At 62.3% G+C, this 19,504-nt stretch carries 18 protein-coding genes; 11 read left to right on the forward strand and 7 right to left on the reverse strand.

The window, feature by feature from the left end; translation table 11 throughout:
• Nucleotides 1-210: 210 nt before the first annotated feature.
• Complete coding sequence (locus tag ACH2DG_RS19460; protein ID WP_395028151.1) at nt 211-2,130, forward strand: ATP-binding cassette domain-containing protein; 1,920 nt, start codon at nt 211-213, stop codon at nt 2,128-2,130.
• A gap of 104 nt (nt 2,131-2,234) precedes the next feature.
• Here the strand turns inward: ACH2DG_RS19460 and ACH2DG_RS19465 are convergent, their stop codons facing one another.
• Both ACH2DG_RS19465 and ACH2DG_RS19470 read right to left on the reverse strand, forming a co-directional pair.
• Entirely contained in the window at nt 2,235-3,827 is a 1,593-nt protein-coding gene (locus tag ACH2DG_RS19465; RefSeq protein ID WP_395028153.1) for a hypothetical protein, read from the reverse strand.
• Nucleotides 3,828-4,077: 250 nt separating this feature from the next.
• Complete coding sequence (locus ACH2DG_RS19470) at nt 4,078-5,550, reverse strand: PLP-dependent aminotransferase family protein (RefSeq protein ID WP_395028155.1); 1,473 nt, start codon at nt 5,548-5,550, stop codon at nt 4,078-4,080.
• 252 nt (nt 5,551-5,802) lie between these two features.
• Here ACH2DG_RS19470 and ACH2DG_RS19475 point away from each other — a divergent pair, with 252 nt between their 5' ends.
• The 8 genes from ACH2DG_RS19475 to ACH2DG_RS19510 all read left to right on the forward strand — a co-directional run bounded on the left by ACH2DG_RS19475 (nt 5,803) and on the right by ACH2DG_RS19510 (nt 13,471).
• Entirely contained in the window at nt 5,803-6,399 is a 597-nt protein-coding gene (locus ACH2DG_RS19475) for a LysE family translocator (RefSeq protein WP_395028170.1), read from the forward strand.
• Nucleotides 6,400-6,738: 339 nt separating this feature from the next.
• Nucleotides 6,739-7,926, forward strand: coding sequence for a PLP-dependent aminotransferase family protein (locus tag ACH2DG_RS19480; protein WP_395028156.1), 1,188 nt, complete (start codon nt 6,739-6,741; stop codon nt 7,924-7,926).
• A 112-nt stretch (nt 7,927-8,038) separates the two neighbouring features.
• Nucleotides 8,039-8,680, forward strand: coding sequence for a glutathione S-transferase family protein (locus tag ACH2DG_RS19485; RefSeq protein ID WP_395028157.1), 642 nt, complete (start codon nt 8,039-8,041; stop codon nt 8,678-8,680).
• Between the two features lie 75 nt (nt 8,681-8,755).
• Nucleotides 8,756-9,661, forward strand: coding sequence for a PhzF family phenazine biosynthesis protein (locus ACH2DG_RS19490; protein WP_395028158.1), 906 nt, complete (start codon nt 8,756-8,758; stop codon nt 9,659-9,661).
• Between the two features lie 22 nt (nt 9,662-9,683).
• Complete coding sequence (locus ACH2DG_RS19495) at nt 9,684-10,643, forward strand: PhzF family phenazine biosynthesis protein (RefSeq protein ID WP_395028159.1); 960 nt, start codon at nt 9,684-9,686, stop codon at nt 10,641-10,643.
• The gene (locus tag ACH2DG_RS19500; protein WP_395028161.1) at nt 10,640-11,371 is read left to right on the forward strand and encodes a VOC family protein; all 732 of its coding nucleotides are present in this window, start codon (nt 10,640-10,642) and stop codon (nt 11,369-11,371) included. Before ACH2DG_RS19495 ends, ACH2DG_RS19500 begins: the two co-directional genes overlap by 4 nt.
• A 24-nt stretch (nt 11,372-11,395) precedes the next feature.
• Nucleotides 11,396-12,364 carry a threonine dehydratase gene (locus ACH2DG_RS19505; protein WP_395028162.1) on the forward strand — a complete coding sequence of 323 codons (969 nt, stop codon included), beginning with the start codon at nt 11,396-11,398 and terminating at the stop codon, nt 12,362-12,364.
• 117 nt (nt 12,365-12,481) lie between these two features.
• The gene (locus tag ACH2DG_RS19510) at nt 12,482-13,471 is read left to right on the forward strand and encodes a glycosyltransferase family 2 protein (protein WP_395028163.1); all 990 of its coding nucleotides are present in this window, start codon (nt 12,482-12,484) and stop codon (nt 13,469-13,471) included.
• A gap of 148 nt (nt 13,472-13,619) precedes the next feature.
• On the opposite strand, the gene ACH2DG_RS19515 is transcribed toward ACH2DG_RS19510, so the two are convergent.
• Together ACH2DG_RS19515 and ACH2DG_RS19520 are read right to left on the reverse strand one after the other, a co-directional pair.
• Nucleotides 13,620-14,549, reverse strand: coding sequence for an amino acid ABC transporter substrate-binding protein (locus ACH2DG_RS19515; protein ID WP_395028164.1), 930 nt, complete (start codon nt 14,547-14,549; stop codon nt 13,620-13,622).
• Between the two features lie 134 nt (nt 14,550-14,683).
• The gene (locus ACH2DG_RS19520; RefSeq protein WP_224153045.1) at nt 14,684-15,118 is read right to left on the reverse strand and encodes a VOC family protein; all 435 of its coding nucleotides are present in this window, start codon (nt 15,116-15,118) and stop codon (nt 14,684-14,686) included.
• Between the two features lie 209 nt (nt 15,119-15,327).
• Here ACH2DG_RS19520 and ACH2DG_RS19525 point away from each other — a divergent pair, with 209 nt between their 5' ends.
• On the forward strand, nt 15,328-16,218 hold the full coding sequence (locus ACH2DG_RS19525) for a LysR substrate-binding domain-containing protein (protein ID WP_395028165.1): 891 nt from the start codon (nt 15,328-15,330) through the stop codon (nt 16,216-16,218).
• Nucleotides 16,219-16,222: 4 nt separating this feature from the next.
• Here ACH2DG_RS19525 and ACH2DG_RS19530 read toward each other — a convergent pair whose 3' ends face one another.
• Nucleotides 16,223-17,056 carry a creatininase family protein gene (locus tag ACH2DG_RS19530; protein ID WP_395028167.1) on the reverse strand — a complete coding sequence of 278 codons (834 nt, stop codon included), beginning with the start codon at nt 17,054-17,056 and terminating at the stop codon, nt 16,223-16,225.
• Nucleotides 17,057-17,263 carry a 4-oxalocrotonate tautomerase gene (locus tag ACH2DG_RS19535; RefSeq protein ID WP_184705670.1) on the reverse strand — a complete coding sequence of 69 codons (207 nt, stop codon included), beginning with the start codon at nt 17,261-17,263 and terminating at the stop codon, nt 17,057-17,059. It abuts the gene before it with no gap.
• A gap of 311 nt (nt 17,264-17,574) precedes the next feature.
• Between ACH2DG_RS19535 and ACH2DG_RS19540 the strand changes: the two genes are divergently transcribed.
• Nucleotides 17,575-18,021, forward strand: a complete 447-nt coding sequence (locus ACH2DG_RS19540) for a polyhydroxyalkanoate granule-associated phasin (protein ID WP_224153041.1) — start codon at nt 17,575-17,577, stop codon at nt 18,019-18,021.
• A gap of 64 nt (nt 18,022-18,085) precedes the next feature.
• On the opposite strand, the gene ACH2DG_RS19545 is transcribed toward ACH2DG_RS19540, so the two are convergent.
• On the reverse strand, nt 18,086-19,504 hold a 1,419-nt coding region (locus ACH2DG_RS19545; protein WP_395028168.1), incomplete at its 5' end, for an ABCB family ABC transporter ATP-binding protein/permease.

Genomic DNA, 19,504 nt, shown 5'->3' on the forward strand with positions numbered 1-19,504 from the left:
TCGAGTCTGGCAGCTTCGCAAGGCGTTGTGCTGTCGATGAAGCGTATTGTATAGGGTTTCCACCATGCATTGGTGAGGTTGGAGAAAATTTTTTATTGGATCCGCAAGGCATGACATGGTCATGACAGCCCTTCAGTACCTGGCATGGCGGCGCCTCTCGATCTCCCTCATTCCGAGCCAGCGCCCTGCGCACCAGATAATAGAGTCAACATGGCATTGATTACCTTATTAGATGCGCAGCTGGCTTTTGGCCATGTTGCTTTGCTGGACCACGCAGATTTTTCACTGGAATCGCAGGAACGCGTTGGATTGATCGGCCGCAATGGCGCGGGCAAGTCTTCATTGCTGAAGATTCTTGCCGGCATGGAGAAGGCCGACGATGGAACTCTGCAGGTGCAGAACGGTGTACGGATCGCCTATGTGGCGCAGGAGCCCGATCTGAATCTCGCGCACACGATCTTTCAGGCCGCCTCCGACGGTCTGGCCGCGATCACAGCCATTCGCGATCGCTATTTTGCCGCCGCCGAAGGCGAAGACCTGGATGCGCTGCAATCGCAAATTGAAGCGTATGACGCCTGGAACTGGGAGCAGCGGGTGGAGGAGACGCTGCAGCGCCTGCACCTGGATGGTCAGGCGGTCGTAGGCACGCTGTCTGGCGGGGTCAAGAAGCGCGTGGCCCTCGCCCAGGCGTTGGTGGCCCGGCCCGATGTGCTGTTTCTCGATGAACCCACCAACCACCTGGATCTGGATTCGATCGCCTGGTTGGAGGACCTGCTCAAGGAGTTCAAGGGCAGCGTGGTGACCATTACCCACGACCGTGCCTTTCTGGACGCGATCGCCACCCGCATTGTGGAACTGGACCGCGGTGAATTGCGCAGCTATCCAGGCAATTTTGCGCAGTACTTGCTCCAAAAAGAAGAGCAACTGGCACAGGAGGCTGTTATCAACGCCAAGGCCGACAAGCTGCTGGCCCAGGAAGAGGTCTGGATCCGCAAGGGCGTCGAAGCGCGTCGCACACGCAGCCAGAGCCGTATCGAACGCCTGAAGACCCTGCGCTCCAATCGCGAATCGCGCAGGGAAGCCCTGGGCAGCGTGAAGATGGATATTGCCTCGGGAATGGGCAATGGCTACCAGGGAAAGATTGTGGCGGAGCTGGTGGATGTCAGCAAGGCCTTTGGCGATAGGCAGATCGTGCGCAATTTCAGCACCACGGTGCTGCGCGGCGACAAGGTCGGTCTGATCGGTCCCAATGGCGCGGGCAAGACCACCTTGCTGAAGATGATTCTGGGCGAGCTGGCTCCCGATAGTGGCGGCATCCGCCAAGGCGCCAATCTGCAGGTGGCGTATTTCGACCAGATGCGCGATGCCATCGATCTGGATGCGACGCTGGAAGACTTCATCAGCCCCGGCAGCGAATGGATCGAGATCGGCAACCAGCGCAAGCATGTGAAGAGCTATCTGGGCGATTTTCTTTTCTCGCCAGCCAGAGCCAATTCGCCGGTGCGCTCACTGTCGGGCGGCGAGCGCAACCGCCTGCTGCTGGCCCGGCTTTTTGCACGGCCCGCCAATGTGCTGGTGCTGGACGAGCCGACCAACGACCTCGATATCGACACGCTTGATCTGCTGGAAGAGCTGCTGCAGCAGTACGACGGTACAGTGTTTCTCGTCAGCCACGATCGCACCTTTCTCGACAATGTAGTCACCAGTATCATCGCCGCAGAGGGCGATGGCCATTGGCGCGAATATGAAGGCTCGGTGCAGGACTGGCTGATCCAGTCTCGCCGCTCACGCGAGATTGCCGAACAGCAAGCCAATGCCCGGGCCAGCAAAGCCGCCAAAGAAGCAAAAGAGGCCAAGACCGCAGCGCCTGCACCGACAGCGACTTCCTCCGCCGCGCCAGTTGCCCAGCCCAAGCGCAAGCTCAGCTACAAGGACCAGCGCGAGCTCGATCAGTTGCCTGCCCACATCGCGGCATTGGAAGCCGAGCAGAAAGCGATTCAGGCGGAGCTGGCCGACGGCTCACTCTACAACAGCGACTATGAGCGCGCGGTCAGCCTGCAGCAGCGCGATGCCGCGATTGAAGAGGAATTGCTGGAAGCGCTGATGCGCTGGGAAGAGCTGGCAGGCTAAAACTCCACGGCCTCAACAACAAAAGGCACACCAACGGGACGCTGGTGTGCCTTTTGCTTTCAGAAGTCATCGCAGCGGCGCCATGCGACCACCAGTTGCCAGTCTCACTCCCACGCGCCCAGACCCGTCAGATTGCCATGCTGATCCCGGATGCGCATGGCAGATGTGTGGCGGTTATTGGGTTGCAGCACAAAATGCGCCGTACCCAATACGCCCCCCTTGCCACCATCGGCATGCCAGTCGCAAATGACTTCGGCAGAAGCCGCAATGTTTTGCACCGGTCGGCACTGCACGGCACCGTCGGCGCTTGCTACCACATCACCCTGGTCTTGACCAAAAGTGACCACCCGGGCCATTGGCATGCCCGCTTGCCCGCCAGGAGGCTGAAAGTTCATCAGCCATTGGCCACCGAGCCTGCGTGCAAGCGTGGACTGGTCCTCCAGCACCACGCGAATGGTGCTTTTCTGTTTTTCTTCAGGGAATTGAACCACCCCTTCTGTACGCAGACCGCGTTTGGTGCGGTCATCCAGGCGGTGGAACCCCAGCGTCATCTCACCCGGGCTGTTGACCAGAACAGCAGACTGCATGGCCCCGCCAATGGCACGCCCACCTTCGTAACGCTGCAGGGCCAACCGGGTTTCCTGCTCCGAGTACCCACCGCTTCCCATGTGAAAGGTAGCGCCTCCATTACCCAGATAGTTGAATACCTGCGCAATCGCCAGCCCGTTCTGAATATCGACGGCGATTCCTCGCCCGGGCTTCCCATTGATTTCATCCGTCACCATCCACGTGCCATTGGAAGGAATCTGAACATCGCCTGAGTAGCACGATATATCTTGCATATAGGTGTAGGCCCCTTCCGAGCAATCGCCCCATGCACTGATGGTGCCGCCCGCCATCATCTCGCCTTGCACCCCAAAGCGCCCACCCACGGCGCCAGTTGCCTCCACCACGCCCTGCACATCCGGCCCCGAGAAGCGCAAGGAAGCCTGGCTCACACGAGAGTCCGAAGAACCCGCCGCAGCCGGCTCCTGCGCCCTGCAGTCATAGGCATCCATTCCCTCCCGCCGTGCGCAGGCCAGCTTCTGCTGAGGCGCATTGGCCCCGGCAGTCGTTTGCTTCAACAGCAATTGGCGCTGAATCCCGGTGCCGCTGACGAGCTGCGCATCCCAGGCCATGGCGGGCTGTCCATTGCCGTCCAGCCCCACCATCCGAAAACTGCGTGGCGAAATGGTTGCAGGCCTCACATACAGGGTCTCGAACTCCGTGCTCATCACGGTGAATCGCTCAATGGCCAGTTCCGGCTCGCCTGGAAACTGCACCACACCATGCAGCCCATCGGTGAAGCGCAGCACCACATTCCCCAGTGACTCGCGAAACTCCGCAGAACGAGGTTCACCACCAAATGAGCGCCCTCCCACGTAGCGGATCAGCGGCGCTGTCACGGCATCTCCATCGAGGGTGCCCATCGCCGTGTAGAAGGTTGCCGCGCCCGAGGCATCGTATGCAAAAACCTGCATCAGAAATGCATTGCCCTGTACATCGATCGCAAGACCGCGCCCCGGTTTGCCATTGAGCTCACTCGTCACCACCCAGGTGCCCGGCTGCGGGGTAAAACTGCGGGCCGCCTGACTGGGCATGGTGCTCAATACACTGGCTGCGATACACAGCGCCTGCAAGGCGCGGCGTGCTTTCATGAGAATCCCCTTTTTTGTTTATTCAATAAAAATCGATCGCCCGCGCACCCAAGGAGCGCGCCAAGCATTCAAAAAACCATAACAAACAGAACTCACCTCATCTATCCATGGATTGCCTGCTCGGTAGGTTTTCCAATCATTTTTCTCTATCTTATCGGGAGAATGTCGATAAATGGCCAATGTCTCTCCAGCAAACGCTGAAAGCGCTCCACAACTTCAATTTCGATAGCAGTTGGTTTGCCCGGGATAGTCAGGCCATGGGTACGCCATCTGCCTGCGGAAATTCCGCGCGCACCCTTTGGTAGATGTTCCAGAACGCCGCATCCTGCGTACAGGCATAGTTGATGCGCATGAGCGTGGAGGGCTGGCGGCTCGCGTTGAACAGGGTGCCGGGGGCGATGAGGTAGTTTTCGTCCAGCATGCGCTGGGCCAGCACCTCGGTGTCCATGGCGGTGTCGACCCAGCCGAACATACCGGCGGGTTCAGTCACAAACTGGCAGCCCGCCTGCTGTGCCAGTTGCACGCTGTGCTTTCTGGCCTGCACGAGGCGGCTGCGCACGCGCTCGATGTGGCGGCGCAGTTGGCCGTTTTCGATGCACAAGGCCATGGCGCGCTCCATGATGGCTGGACTCGTGAGGGTGGACAGCAGCTTGGTATCGAGCATCCGGTCCACCATATCGGGCGGAGCCGCCATATAGCCAACGCGCCAGTTGGGCGCAAGAATCTTGGCAAAGCCGCTGATATAGATGGTGCGCTGCAGGCCGTCGAGCACCGACAGACGCGTGGCATGCTCGGGTGCGATATGGCTGTAGGTATCGTCTTCCACCACATAAAAGCCGAATTCCTTGGCCAGTTGCAACACATGGTGCGCCGCTGCCGGGTGCAGGCTGTAGCTGGTGGGGTTGTGCAATACGCTCACGCTCACATAGAGCTTGGGCGCATGGGTTTCGCAATACCGACGCATGGTGGCCAGATCGGGACCGTCCACGCCGCGCGGTACAGGCAGCACCTGCATGCCCAGTGCCGCCAGGCGAGCAAACTCCACGGACCAACCCGGCTCCTCCACCATCACCGCATCGCCCGCTTTGAGCAGCGTGCGGCTGACAATGTCCAACGCCTGCGTCGCACCCACAGTGGTCATTACCTGGTCGGCACCCACCGGCAGGCCCAGGCTTTTGAGCCGGTCGGCCAGCAAGCCGCGCAGCATCTCGTCGCCCATGGGCACGCCGTAGCCCCAGGACATGGTACGCAACTCTTCCAGCCCCACCACCTTGCGCAGTGCCGATTGCAGAAACTGGTTCTGCAGCCAATCGGGGGGCAACATGCCCGCACCCGGCTGCGGGTGCGTGGCCTTGTGCATCATGCCGCGGATGAGCGAGGTGGCATTGATACGCGCCGATGCAGCAGGCAAGGAGAGCGAAACGGCATCCTTCAAAGTTCTGCTTTTGATAGCAGCTTGCGTTTTGCTCGCATATGCTTGCGTCGATTTCTCTACATAGTCACGGACATAAAACCCACGCTGGCGACGCGATTCAATCAAGCCCTGCGCCTGCAGCAGATCGTAGGCGGCCACCACCGTATGGGGACTCACACCCTGCTGGACGGCACAGGCGCGCACCGACGGCAAGCGGGTACCTGCGGGCAGTAGCCGCGAACGGATGCGCTCGGCAAAACGGGCAGCCAATTGTTCGGTCAGCGTATGGGTGGCATCTCGGGTCAGCATGGTGTATCAGCGTTGGTACCGATACAGTTTGCACACTTGGCAGTACATCTGTATTGGTACTGTATTGGTCTCGCATCTATAGTAATCGCAAGTACCGCGAGCGGCAATCGCCTTTCGCAGCCTCGCAGAACGTGCTTACGATCTCAGGCGTGGCAGGCTTGCCACCCTGTCCCGGCAGCGATGCCGTGGCGGTGCGTCTCTTGCCAGAATGACGAATCTGCTCCCCTGTACGACCACAAGATGACCACCACCATGACCGTTGCCGATTTCACCGCCTTTTTGTTTTTGGCTACGGCGATGAGCTTTACGCCTGGCCCTAATACCACCATGGCAGCCGCCATGGGTGCCAATTGGGGGCTCAGGCCCGCCATGCGCTTTGTGTGGGGGGTTCCAGTGGGCTGGTGTGCATTGCTGCTGCTGTGCGCCAGCGGCGTCGGTGCCCTGGTGATGGCGGCACCAGCGATGAAGACCGCCATCAAGGCCGTAGGCATTGCCTACCTGGTGTGGCTGGCTTACAAATTAAGCGGCAGCGGCAAGCTTGCCGAGGCCAAGGACACCAGCCTGATCGGTTTTTGGCAAGGTGTGTGCCTGCAGTTCGTGAACGTCAAGGCCTGGCTGCTGGCACTGGCCATTGTTGCGGGCTGGATTGTCGGGTTCAAGGATCAACTCATGCGCCTGACCATCGTCGTGCCCATCATGCTGCTCTACGCATTTGCCAGCAATTTGCTGTATGCCTCGGTTGGCGCCCTGCTGCGCACCTGGCTGGCCCAAGGCCAGCGGCTGCTGTGGTTCAACCGCGCCATGGCCTTGGTGCTGGTGTTGACCGCCGCCTGGATGATCAAGGCCTGAGCCTGCCCACTGCAACCCCAACCGGCCTCACACCACCATTCAGTCCCATGACGACAGCACCCCACACCACAGCCCGTGCCCCCACATCACTGCCCTATGGCAAGGCGGAACTTCGCTTGGCTGTCCATGTGGACTCCGCCATCGGACAGACAATGACGACGACCAACACGCCAGCCACAAGCTGGCAGGCGGCTGCCTCCCGCCGAGCGCACTCCCGGACGCCCGACAGCCGCCCTATTGCAACCTCAAAAGCAGCTGTTTCACAGCCCCGCATTTGAGCATTTGATTGGATTATTTGGCGGTGCGTTGTGCAGACGACGCATTCGTACGAGGAAAAAAATGAACAACTGGACCCTGGCGAAACGTGCTTCCACCATGAACCCTTCCGTGATCCGCGAGATCCTGAAGGTGACCGAAAAGCCCGGCATCATCAGCCTGGCAGGAGGCCTTCCCTCCCCCAAGACCTTTCCGATCGAGGCATTCAAGAATGCTGCAGACAAGGTGCTGCTGCAAGACGGCGCTTCTTCGCTGCAGTACGCAGCCAGCGAAGGCTACGCCCCGCTGCGAGAGTTCATTGCAGAGCAATTGCCCTGGGACGTGAGCCCGGAACAGGTGCTGATCACCACCGGCTCCCAGCAAGGGCTGGATCTGGTGGGCAAGATCATGCTCGACGAAGGCAGCCGCCTGCTGGTGGAAACACCCACCTATCTGGGGGCCCTGCAGGCTTTCTCTACCCAGCAGCCGGAAGTGGTGGGCGTGGACAGCGACGACCATGGCGTGATCCCCGCCGATCTGGAGCGCAAGGTGGGCACAGGCGCGCAAAAAGCCCGCCTGATCTACCTGCTGCCCAATTTCCAGAACCCCACGGGCCGCACCATGGACGATGCCCGCCGCCAGGCCGTGGTGGAGCGCCTTGCCGAACTGGGGGTGCCGTTTCTGGAAGACAACCCCTATGGCGACCTGTGGTACGACGAGGAGCCCGCCGCACCGCTGACCGCACGCAACCCGGAAGGTGGCCTGTACCTGGGCTCGTTCTCCAAGGTGCTGGCCCCTGGCCTGCGCCTGGGCTACATCGTGGCGCCCAAGACCATCTACCCCAAGCTGCTGCAGGCCAAGCAGGCGGCCGACCTGCACACCCCGAGCTTCAACCAGCGCATGGTGGCAGAGGTGATCAAGGATGGCTTCCTGGAGCGGCATGTGCCCACCATCCGCGCGCTGTACAAAAAGCAGCGCAACGCCATGCTGGCCGCGTTGGAGCAGCATTTTGCAGGCCTTGATGTGCAATGGACGCGGCCCGTCGGCGGCATGTTCCTGTGGCTGCGCATGCCCGAAGGCGTGGACACCGTGAAGATGCTGCCCGCAGCCGTGGAGCGCAATGTGGCCTATGTGCCTGGCTCCGCCTTCTACGCGGCCAACCCGGACCACCGCACCATGCGCCTGTCGTATGTGACGGCCTCTGAGGAGCAGATCCACATCGCCATCAAGGCCTTGGCCGACACCGTGCGCGCCACCCTGGCGCAGCAATAGGCCCTGCGCCCATCTGGCCAGATTGCCTTGGAGAGGCCTGGCCACTGCTTTGCCCAGGGCCAGCCTTTGGCGCTGGGCAAGCGCCTCCCTCATCACCATCCGAAAGCCACTCATGCTGAAAATCTGGGGCCGCATCTCTTCCATCAATGTGCGCAAAGTCGTCTGGGCTGCGCAGGAACTGGACGTTCCGTTCGAGCGCATCGACACCGGCGGCAAATTTGGCGGAACGCATACGCCCGAGTTTCTGGCCCGCAACCCCAATGCCATGGTGCCTGCCATCGAAGACGGCGACGGCGCCTTCCGGGTGAGCCTGTTCGAGTCGAACGTGATCGTGCGTTACCTGTGCGCCCGCTACTCGCCCGGGGTGCTGTATCCGGCCGCCCTGGCCGGGCGCTTTGATGCTGAGCGCTGGATGGACTGGCAGCAAACCACCTTGAACCCCGCCGGCCGCGATGCCTTCATCCAGCTCATCCGCATGTCCCCGGAGCAGCGCGATGCGCAGAAAATCGCTGCGTCCATTGCTGCGATGGAGCCCTTGCTGCAACTGCTGGACCGGCACCTGGCCACCCACGCCTACCTGCAGGGCGACCATTTCGGCATGGCCGACATCCCCGCCGCCTGCGACGTGCACCGCTGGTGGAACCTGCCCGCCGCCGATTACCAGCGCCCCCACTACCCGCATGTGGAACGCTGGTTTGCCGCACTGCTGGCCCGGCCAGCCACACGGGGAGTGCTTGATATCACACTCGAATAAATTCAAGGAAAATTGGCCAGCAGCGCACACCCAGTGCGCGCCATGCATTCAATCTTCATAGCAACACACCTGCCCATGCACCCACGCCGATTCACCCAGCTCGATGTATTTGCCGATCACCCCCTGCAAGGCAATGCCCTGGCCGTCGTGCTGGACGGCGAAGGCATCAGCGATGCAGCCATGCTGGATTTCGCACGCTGGACCAACCTGTCGGAAACCACCTTTCTGCTGCCGCCCACTACCGAAGGCGCAGCCGCCGGTGCCGACTACCGTGTGCGCATTTTCACCCCAGCGGGCGAGCTGGCCTTTGCCGGCCACCCTACCCTGGGCAGTTGCCAGGCCTGGCTGAACGCGGGCGGCACGCCACGCCAAAGCCAGGTGGTGGTGCAGGAATGCGCCAAGGGCCTGATCACCATCGCATGTGTGCCTGCTGTGGGCAGCGCGGGCACGGATGGCCTGGCATTTGCCGCGCCGCCACTGCAGCGCAGCGATGTGCCCGCCAGCCTGCAGGCGCAGGTGCTCGCTGCTCTGCAACTGCAGGCCGATGAACTGATCGCCGCCCAGTGGCTGGACAACGGATCGCGCTGGCTGGGCCTGCTGATGCGCCATATCGATAGCTTGCCACGCGCCCAACCCAACGCGGCTGCGTTGCGCGCGCTGGGCGTCAAAGCCGGGCTGTGCGCCATTCACCCGCAGGGCAATGGCGCAGGCGGCGGTGCCGAGCCCGTACTGGAAGTGCGCGGCATCACCCTGACCGCCCACGGTATTGCCGAAGACCCCGCTACCGGTAGCCTGAACGCCAGCCTGGCCCAATGGCTCAGCGCTGCCGGACACATTGCCTTGCCGTACCGCGTGCAGCAAGGCGCAGCCATCGGCCGTGCAGGCCGCATGCGCCTTGTGACCGATAGTGCCGATGCAGGCGGCCAGATCTGGGTGCAAGGCCAGGTACACAGCGTTGTCACGGGCCAGGTCGTTCTCTGAATCTTCAAGAAAGGGATTTCCCATGCGTACACGCGCCTTCATGCAGGTCGATGTGTTCTCCGAAACCGCGTACCGCGGCAACCCGTTGGCCGTGGTGCTCGACGGCGAAGGCCTGAGTGACGAGGCGATGCAGGCCTTTGCCCGCTGGACCAACCTGTCCGAAACCACCTTTCTGCTGCAACCCACCCAGGCGGAAGCCGACTACCGCGTGCGCATCTTCACGCCAGGCGGCGAGTTGCCTTTTGCGGGTCACCCCACCCTGGGCAGTTGCCATGCCTGGCTGGCTGCGGGCGGCAAGCCCCGCAAACCCGGCACCGTGGTGCAGGAATGCGCCAAGGGGCTGGTGCCGTTGCGGATGAATCCGCAAGCCAACGCGACAGGCTCAGGCCTGAACACAGGCGGCCAGCTGGCCTTTGCAGCGCCTGCGCTTGCGCGCAGCAGCATCAGCGATGCCGAACTCGCACCCCTGCTGCAAGCTGCCGGCCTGCGTGCTGACCAGGTCATCGCCCGGCAAAAACTGAACAACGGCCCGCTGTTCTGGGCCCTTCTGGTCGATGAACCCGATACCGTATTTGCGCTGCAGCCTGATGCAGCAGCCCTGCACGCACTGGGTGCAGAGCTGGCTGTGGCAGCGCGCTACCCCCAGGCAGGCCGGGCCCTGATTGGCCGCGCCAGCCGGGAAGCCCAGGCGTTTTCCAGCAGTGCACCTGGCAATCCCACTGCCGCCATCGACCCGGATCTGGAGGTGCGCGTGTGGTTCGACACCGGCACCACTATGAGCGAAGACCCGATCACCGGCAGCCTGAACGCGAGCCTTGCGCAATGGTTGCTGGCCGACGGCCACATGGAAGCGCCCTACACGGCCAGCCAAGGCATCAACCTGGACCGGTCAGGCCAGGTATTCATCACGCAGGACGGGGGCGGCCAGGTCTGGGTTGGCGGTCAGGTCACTGCCTGCATCAGCGGCACGGTGCAGCTATGAATTCATCCACCTCCACTTCAACAATCCCCCAGCTCGACCATCTGGTGGTCATGGCCGCCACGCTGGAAGAAGGCGTGCAATGGTGCGAAGACACCCTGGGCGTCACGCCCTCGGTAGGCGGCCGCCATGCCTTCATGGGCACGCACAACCGCCTGCTGCGCACCAGCAGCGATGCGTTTGCGGCCTCGTACCTTGAAATCATCGCGATCGACCCAGAAGGCGCTCCACCTTCCGCCCCGTTTGACAAACGCTGGTTCGACATGGATGCCGCCTGGCTGCGCGCGTCGGTCGCGCAGCTAGGCCCGCAGTTGATTCACTGGGTGGCACGCGTGCCCGATATCGCCGCCAGCACCGAAGCCTTGCGCGCATTGGATTTGCCTGCAGGCGCGCCGCAGGCCGCCAGCAGGCAGACGCCGCGCGGCCTGCTGGAATGGCAGATCGGCTTGCGCAGCGACGGGCTGCGGCTGCTGGGCGGCTGCCTGCCCACCCTGATCCGCTGGGGCGCCATCCACCCCGAAGCCAGCATGCAGGACCAGGGCGTGCAACTGCTGGGCCTGGAGCTGCAGCACCCGCAGGCAAGCACACTGCGCGCCGCACTGCTGGCGCTGAATCTGCCTGTGGATGCCCGGATACAGGTGCAAAGCGGCGCCCAGCCTGCCCTGGCCGCACACCTGCAGACACCCAAGGGGCTGGTGACGCTGCGCAGCGACGCATCCACTCAACCTTGATAGACAACGACCGCAGGAGCTCTCATGCCGCATTCCGCCTTGCCCAGCCTCGCCGATATCGAAGCCGCGTCCCGCGTGGTCTATGACCAGTTCCAGCCCACGCCGCAATACCACTGGCAGCTGCTCAGCGAAAAGCTCGGCGCCCATTGCTGGCTCAAGCACGAAAACCACACGCCGGTGGGCGCCTTCAAGATCCGTGGCGGCCTGACCTATTTTGCGCAAATGGCCGCTCGCAACGCCCTGCCTGCCGAAGTCATCAGCGCCACCCGTGGCAACCACGGCCAGAGCATCGCCTGGGCTGCGCGCCGCCATGGCGTGCGCTGCACCATCGTGGTGCCGCACGGCAACTCCGTCGAAAAGAACGCCGCCATGCGCGCCCTGGGCGCTACCCTCATCGAGCACGGCGATGATTTTCAGGCCGCACGCGAACATGCCATCGCGCTGGCGGAGCAACGTGGCGCCCACATGGTGCCCAGCTTTCATGCAGACCTGGTCAGCGGCGTCAGCACCTACTGGTGGGAGTTTCTGCGCGCCGTGCCCGATATGCACACGGCCTATGTTCCCATTGGCCTGGGCTCCGGCGCCTGCGCGGCAGTGGCGGCCAAGCTGGCCCTGCAGCACCCGGTGCGCATTGTCGGCGTGGTCAGCACCGGTGCCACCACCTACCGCGATTCCATCGCCGCTGGCGAAGTGGTCGACGCTGCGGTCACCACACAGATTGCCGACGGCATGGCCGTGCGCCGCGCCGATCCGCAGGCGCTCGCCATCCTGCGCCAGCACCTCGATCGCGTGGTGGCGGTGAGCGATGACGAAGTCGCCAATGCCATGCAACTGCTGTTCACCAGCACCCACAATGTGGCCGAAGGCGCAGGCGCTGCCGCACTGGCCGCCGCCCTGCAGGAGCGGGCCGCCATTGCAGGGCAGACGGTGGGCCTCGCCATGACGGGTGGCAACGTCGATGCGAAGGTGTTTGCGCAGGTGCTGGGCCTGTGACAACCGGCCGCCGCCGGTGGCGGCGCCCAGCTGTGCAACAATCGTGCGCTTGAGAGACGCGTAGTACGCCAGCAGCGAGGATCTGGCCCGCCACAGTGGCAGACCTTGCGACCCACCATGAGCCTATCCACCACAACGCCCCCTCCCGCCTCCACCATCGCTGTCGTCATTCCCAGCTACAAGGTCACGCGGCATATTCTTGCGGTCATCCAGGCCATTGGCCCCGAGGTGGATCGCATCTATGTCGTCGACGACTGCTGCCCTGATGGCAGCGGCCGCTACGTACAGGAGAACAACCGAGACCCCCGCGTGAGCGTGCTGTTCAACGAGGTGAACCTGGGTGTGGGCGGCGCGGTGATGGCCGGTTACCGTGCGGCGATCGACGATGGCTTTGACATCATCGTCAAGATCGATGGCGACGGACAGATGGACCCGAGCCTGCTGCCGCGCTTTGTGGCGCCCATTGTCAGCGGCCGGGCCGATTACACCAAGGGCAACCGCTTCTACAACCTGGAGAAGATATCGCGCATGCCCAAGATCCGAATCCTGGGCAATGCGGTGCTGTCCTTCATGGCCAAGTTCTCGTCGGGGTACTGGAGCAGCTTTGACCCGACCAATGGCTACACAGCCATCGCGGCCAGCACGGCGGCCCAGCTGCCGCTGCACAAGATCAGCCGAAGCTACTTCTTTGAAACCGACATGCTGTTCCGGCTGAACACCGTGCGTGCCGTCGTTCTTGACGTGCCGATGGACGCCAAATACGAAACGGAATTCAGCAACCTCAAGATCACCCAGATCCTGGGCGAGTTCTTTGCGGGCCATATCCGCAACTTCTTCAAGCGCATTTTCTACAACTACTACCTGCGCGGCATGTCGGTCGCATCCCTGGAGCTGCCATTGGGCCTGGGCCTGATCGCCTGGGGAATGGGGTTTGGCCTGTACCAGTGGGGCAAGTCTCTTGCGATGGGCATGGTCACGCCTGCGGGCACCGTCATGTTCAGCGCGCTGCCCCTCATCCTGGGCGTGCAGCTGTGCCTGTCGTTCATCGCCTTTGATGTGGCGGCCGAACCCAGCAACTCGCAGCGCGGCACGGAAGCCATACGTTGATTTGCCGATGATCGGGCGCTGACGTTCGCCATGCCATCAAAACAATAGCTGCTCGTACCCTCCCATCTTTGGTTTCAAATCATAAATCCATTGAAACTCAAGACAGTCAAGCGCAAGCAGCTCTTATTTTTGAACCACGCCCACCCGTTCAGGGCTTGGCCCCCTGGTAGGCCTCCATGGGCTTGTCCGACAGCTGGGCCCAGGCCGCCTGGGTACTGGCCGATGCCGGCAGGTTCACCGTGATGCCATTGGGCGGAATCGGCTGCATGAACCACTTGTCGTAGATCCTGGCAATCTCGCCGCTGGCAGACAGACTGGCGATCTGTGCATCGAACAGTTTCTTGAACTCGGGCGAATCCTTGCTGATCATGATGGCAAGCGGCTCCACATTGAAAGGCTCGCCCACGACGCGGTACTTGCCCGGCTCGCGCATGCGTGCAATGCCGGTGGCCAGAATCTGCCCGTCTGCCACACAGGCCTGCGCGCGGCCACTCTCCAGCATGATGAAGCACTCGGCATTGTCCTTGGCCACCAGCAGATGGATGTCCAGGCCCTTTTCCTTGGCATATTTGCGCACCAGGGGCACCGCAGTGGCACCTGCCGTGGCCGCCACGCTCTTGCCAGCCAGTTGATCGGCAGAGGTGATGCCCGAGGCTGTGGCCACCGCCGTGCGCACCTCTTCCACATACAGGGTCGGCGCAAAGGCCACTTCCTTCTGGCGTGCCACATTGTTCGTGGTGGTGCCGCACTCCACATCCACCGTGCCATTGGTCAGGAGCGGAATGCGGTTCTGAGCCGTCACCATCTGGTACTGGATATCGAGGCGCGGCAGGCCCAGCGCCTTCTGCACGCCCTGCAGGGCGCGCTCGCACACATCGACATGAAAGCCAGCGTACTTGCCATTGCCGGTGGTGAAGGACATCGCGCCCGATGCCTCCCGCACGCCCATGGTCACCGTGCTGGTGCTTTTGATCTTGGCCAGCGTGTCCTGCTGGGCCTGGGCTGCGCCGATGCCCAGCAGCACCAGAGCAGCAGCGGTCAACAAGGATTGGGCAGGTCTGGAGGTATGGCGATTCATGCGGGGGGTTCCTTGGATCTTTTTTTTCATGAGCAGCGGCTTGTGCCAGCCGCTTTGCCCTGGTCTTTTTCGATATCTTTCGATATCTTTTTGATAGCTATCGGCGCTTACCTGCGAAGCGCCTGACAGCACTTCTACTTGGCAAACAGCGATTCCATGTTCTTGAATGCCTTGAACTCCAGCGCATTGCCGCTCGGATCCAGGAAGAACATGGTTGCCTGCTCGCCCACTTCGCCCTTGAAGCGGATATAGGGCTCAATCACAAACCGTGTACCTGCGGCGGTCAGCTTGTCTGCCATGTCCTGCCACTGCGCCATCGACAGCACCACGCCGTAGTGGCGCACGGGCACATCGTGGCCGTCAACGTCGCTGCTCTGCCTGTGGCCGCATTCTTCTGGAGCCAGATGCGCGACGATCTGGTGGCCATAGAAGTTGAAGTCCACCCAGGCGTCAGAGCTGCGGCCTTCCGGGCAGCCCAGCAGATCGCCGTAGAACTGGCGCGCCACGGCAATATCGTGCACGGGAAAGGCCAGGTGAAAAGGGGGTATGGAAGCGGCTGTCGTGGTCATTTCATCGTCCTTGGTCTATCGGTGTACCGGCTTTGCTCCGTTGCCAGGCCCTCAAAAAGGGAAGCATTGGCAAGAAATCACCTTGCCCACTTTGCAGAGGCAGCAGGCCAATTTCCAGGCACCTACCGGCACGGCAGATTGAATGTAGGACAATGCTTTGATATTTAAAAACGATATATTTTTGACCTGAGTCACAATTTTTTCGATCAATGATCACCGAACTGCGCACACTGATTGCCGTGGCCCGCATTGGCACTTTTGCCGGTGCCGGCGACGCCATCGGGCTCACCCAATCCGCCGTCTCCAGCCAGATCAAGCGGCTGGAAGAACACCTGGGCTATGCGCTGTTCGACCGCACCGGCCGCTCCGCCCAACCCAACGCCGCGGCGCGCGCCTTGCTGCCGCAGGCCGAAGCACTGGTCCGCCAGTTCGAGCAACTGGGCCAGCACACCGGCGCGGCCACACCGGTACGCCTGCGCATCGGGGCCATTGCCACCATCCATACCGGTTTGCTGACGCGTGCGCTGGCGGGCTTCATGCAGCAGCATCCGCAGGTGCATGTGCAGTTGGTTCCGGGCACCTCGATGGAGCTGATGGACCAGCTGGACAATGGCAGCCTTGATGCCGCACTCATCATTCGCCCGCCTTTCGGCATGGTTCCGCAGCTTGTCTGGCAGCCGCTGCTCAAAGAGCCTTTCATGCTGCTCGCCCACCGCACCATGCCGCAGGAAGACTGGCGCAGTGCATTGCAGCAGCAGGCGTTCATCCGCTACGACCGGCGCTCGTTTGGTGGACGCATGGTGGAGCGTTTTCTGCGCCAGCAGCAACTGGCTCCCACAGAACGGCTGGAATTGGACGATCTCCCCGGCCTCGTTTCCCTGGTTGCGCAGGGCATTGGTGTGGCGATTGCACCCATGGCCGATGCCTTGCTGCCGCTGCCCAGCGCAGTCAAGGCCCTCAGTCTGGGCGAATACACGTTTTACAGGGAGGTGGGTCTGCTGCGGCAGCGCAGCCATGCCCTCTCGGGCCCCATTTACCAACTGGCCACGCACCTGCAAGCATGCACACAGGCGCCTGCCGCCGCAACGGACAGCAACTGAGGGCCTATGGCTGCGGCTGTGCGCAGCGCCAGTCGAGCTGGTGGATTTCCTGCAGCAACAGGGATAGTTGCTGCGCAGCAGCATCGACCACGGCCTTGCCTTTTTCCGCCGTGGCGCCCGCCGCGTTGCCGACGGCCCCGCAGGCGTTGTAATCTTCGATGGCCCAGCCCATCTTGGCGCTTTTGCCATTGCCCAGAATGGGAAAGCGCCTCGCGCGATCCTGCGATGTGGAATGAAAGCAGCCTGCGTGCTCCATACGCACCTGCGCGGGTGCCAGATGCAGCATCATCGACGTTTCGATTTCACCGCCATGGATGCCAAAACGGTGCTCATCGCTACTGAACAGCCCGGTGACCGCAGCGGGCAGCGGCAAACCGCCCCAGCTGCTGCTGTACACCAGCATGCCGTGCGCCATGCGCAGCTCGCGCGCCACGATATCCATCACCGCCACCTGGCCGCCGTGGGTGTTGAACATCAGCAGCTTGCGGATGCCCGCACGCGCCACAGCCTGGCCCATGGCCGTCCACAGATCGATGACGAGCTGAGGCGGCAGGCTCAGGGTGCCGGGAAAGTTCAGGTGCTCGGTGCTCAGGCCCACGTTCTGCGCGGGCAACACCAGCACGGGCACATCGGCCGGCAGCAAAGGCATGGCCGCATCCACAATGCCTTGCAGCAAGGTGGCATCCACCGACACCGGCAGGTGCGGGCCATGCTGCTCGATGGCGGCCACCGGCAGCACCGCCACGGTGCGCGCAGCCAGGCCCGAGGCCTCGCCCTCGGCGAATTCGCGGGTGCTGATGTTCTGCCACCAGCGCGACGACCAGATAGCGGTGCTCATTTACTGCTGCTGTTGTTGCTGCTGCTGATCGCTCCAGAGGCGCCCGCCCGTTGCCCAGTTGTGGCGCGGCACATCGAAGAAGACGATATCCACGCCGTCGGGCGATCCGCCCAGGGTGCGTACCGTGGCCTCGGTCAAGGCTTCGGCCAGGGCGCGCTTTTGCTCCACGGTGCGGCCCTCGAACAGTTCTACGCGAATGGTTGGCATGCAAGGGTCTCCGTTGGTCATTCAATCGCGGTCACCATGCAGCAAGCGCCAGCCAATTCGATCACACCCTGCGGTCGTTGCGGGCAAGCGGTCAGTTCGGGGACATTCATGCTGTTGTAGTGGCCAATCATTATCTTGGTGGATTTTGACATAGCGCGGCCAATTCCCCGGCTGCCTCCTGCGACAGGCCGGATGGCCCCACCTCCGCTCACCTCTGTCAGCATTGTTGAGCATTCCCTGACAATTTGTACAAACTATCAGAAACCGGTTTCTCTAAAATCGAACCAGCGTTTTTTCAGAGAAAGTCCACCATGTCCCCCTCCTCCCGCCGCAGCAACTCCAGCGCCCAGTCGCTGGCAGCGAAAAGTCTGGAGCTCTCCTGGGCTGCCCCCCAGGTGGTTGCCCAGCGGGTGAGCCGCATGATGACGGCCGGCCCCAGCCCTTCTGTGCGAGACCAGCAGGAGTTCTACCGCATGGGTAGCGAAAAGGTCGTTGCCTTCTACGAATCGTGGATGGGCATGTGGACCCAGGCCTGCACCTCGTACTGGCAGGCTGCTGCCAGCATGGTCGCAGCCCCCGAGCTGCTGACGCCCACGGCCAGCAATCCCTTTGCGCCATTTGGCGTTGGCAAGGCCACCAAGCGCATCGTCAAGCAGCAGGTGCATGCCGTGACCGATGTGCTGAACGCGGGCATCGCCCCCGTGCATGCCAAGGCGGTCAGCAACGCAAAGCGCCTGTCGCGGACACGCAAGCCCTGATTTGGCAAGAAATGGCCTCCAGCGCTTCATACACAAGCGCCAAAAGCTCACTTTTAGATAGCAATCACGAATTTTCAGGCTGGCCCTGCGCCTGCTGCTCCTCGGCCATCTGCTCCTGCTTTTCGTTCTGCTGCAGCGCCCACATATCCGCGTAGCGCCCGCCTTGCGCCAGCAATCGGGCATGGGTACCACGCTCGACGATGCGGCCCGCATCCATCACCAGAATCTCGTGGGCATCCACCACGGTGGACAGGCGGTGCGCAATCACCAGCGTGGTCTTGCCACGCGCGGCCTGTTGCAGCTCCTGCTGGATGGCGCGCTCGTTGGCAGAATCGAGCGCCGAGGTGGCTTCATCAAAAATCAGGATCGGCGGGTTCTTCAGCAAGGTGCGTGCAATGGCAACGCGCTGCTTCTCGCCGCCCGAGAGCTTCAGGCCGCGCTCTCCCACGCGTGTGGCATAACCGTCCGGCGTGGCAGCGATCATGCCGTGGATGCGCGCGGCCTGGGCGGCCTGTACCACCTCATCGTGCGTGGCTCCCGGGCGGCCATAGGCGATGTTGTACTCCACCGTGTCGTTGAACAGCACGGTGTCCTGCGGCACGATGCCGATGGCGCGGCGCAGGCTGTCCTGCGTGATCTCACGGATATCCTGGCCCGCAATGCGGATAGCTCCCGCCTGCACGTCATAAAAACGGAACAGCAGGCGCGCGAGCGTCGATTTGCCTGCCCCCGAAGGGCCCACCACGGCAACCGTCCTGCCGGCGGGCACCGCAAAGCTCAGTCCTTGCAGGATGGGGCGGTCGGGGTGGTAGGCAAAGTGCACATCGTCAAAACGCAGCTCGGGCTCACCCTGCAGCTGCAGCGGGTGCGCGCCGGGCGCATCGGCCACCTCGCGCTCCTTGTCCATCAGGGTGAACATGCGGTCCAGATCCGTGAGGCTCTGCTTGATTTCGCGGTACAAGGTGCCCAGAAAGTTGAGCGGAATGTACAGCTGGATCATGAAGGCATTGATCATCACCAGGTCGCCCAGCGTCAGCCGGCCATCCACCACACCCTGGGTGGCGCGCCACAGCATGGCAACCAGGGCCACGGCGATGATCAGCTGCTGGCCGCTGTTGAGCACGCTGAGGCTGCTTTGGCTTTTGAGCCGCGCGCGGCGCAGCTTCTCCAGGTCCTCGTCATAACGCACGGCTTCAAAGCGCTCGTTGTTGAAGTACTTGACGGTTTCGTAGTTCAGCAGCGAATCGATGGCCTTGCTGTGCGCCGAGGAATCAATCAGGTTGGCCTCGCGCCGGTATTGGGTGCGCCACTGTGTGACCGTGACCGTGAAGGTGATGTAGACCACCAGCGCCATGATGGTGATGAGTGCAAACCAGATGTCGAACTTGACAGCCAGGATGCCCAGCACCAGTACCAGCTCGATGAAGGTGGGCACGATGCTGTAGAGCGAATAGGAAATGAGCGACTCGACGCCTTTGACGCC

This window comes from Comamonas odontotermitis (assembly GCF_040396735.1).
GTDB lineage: Bacteria > Pseudomonadota > Gammaproteobacteria > Burkholderiales > Burkholderiaceae_C > Comamonas > Comamonas odontotermitis_C.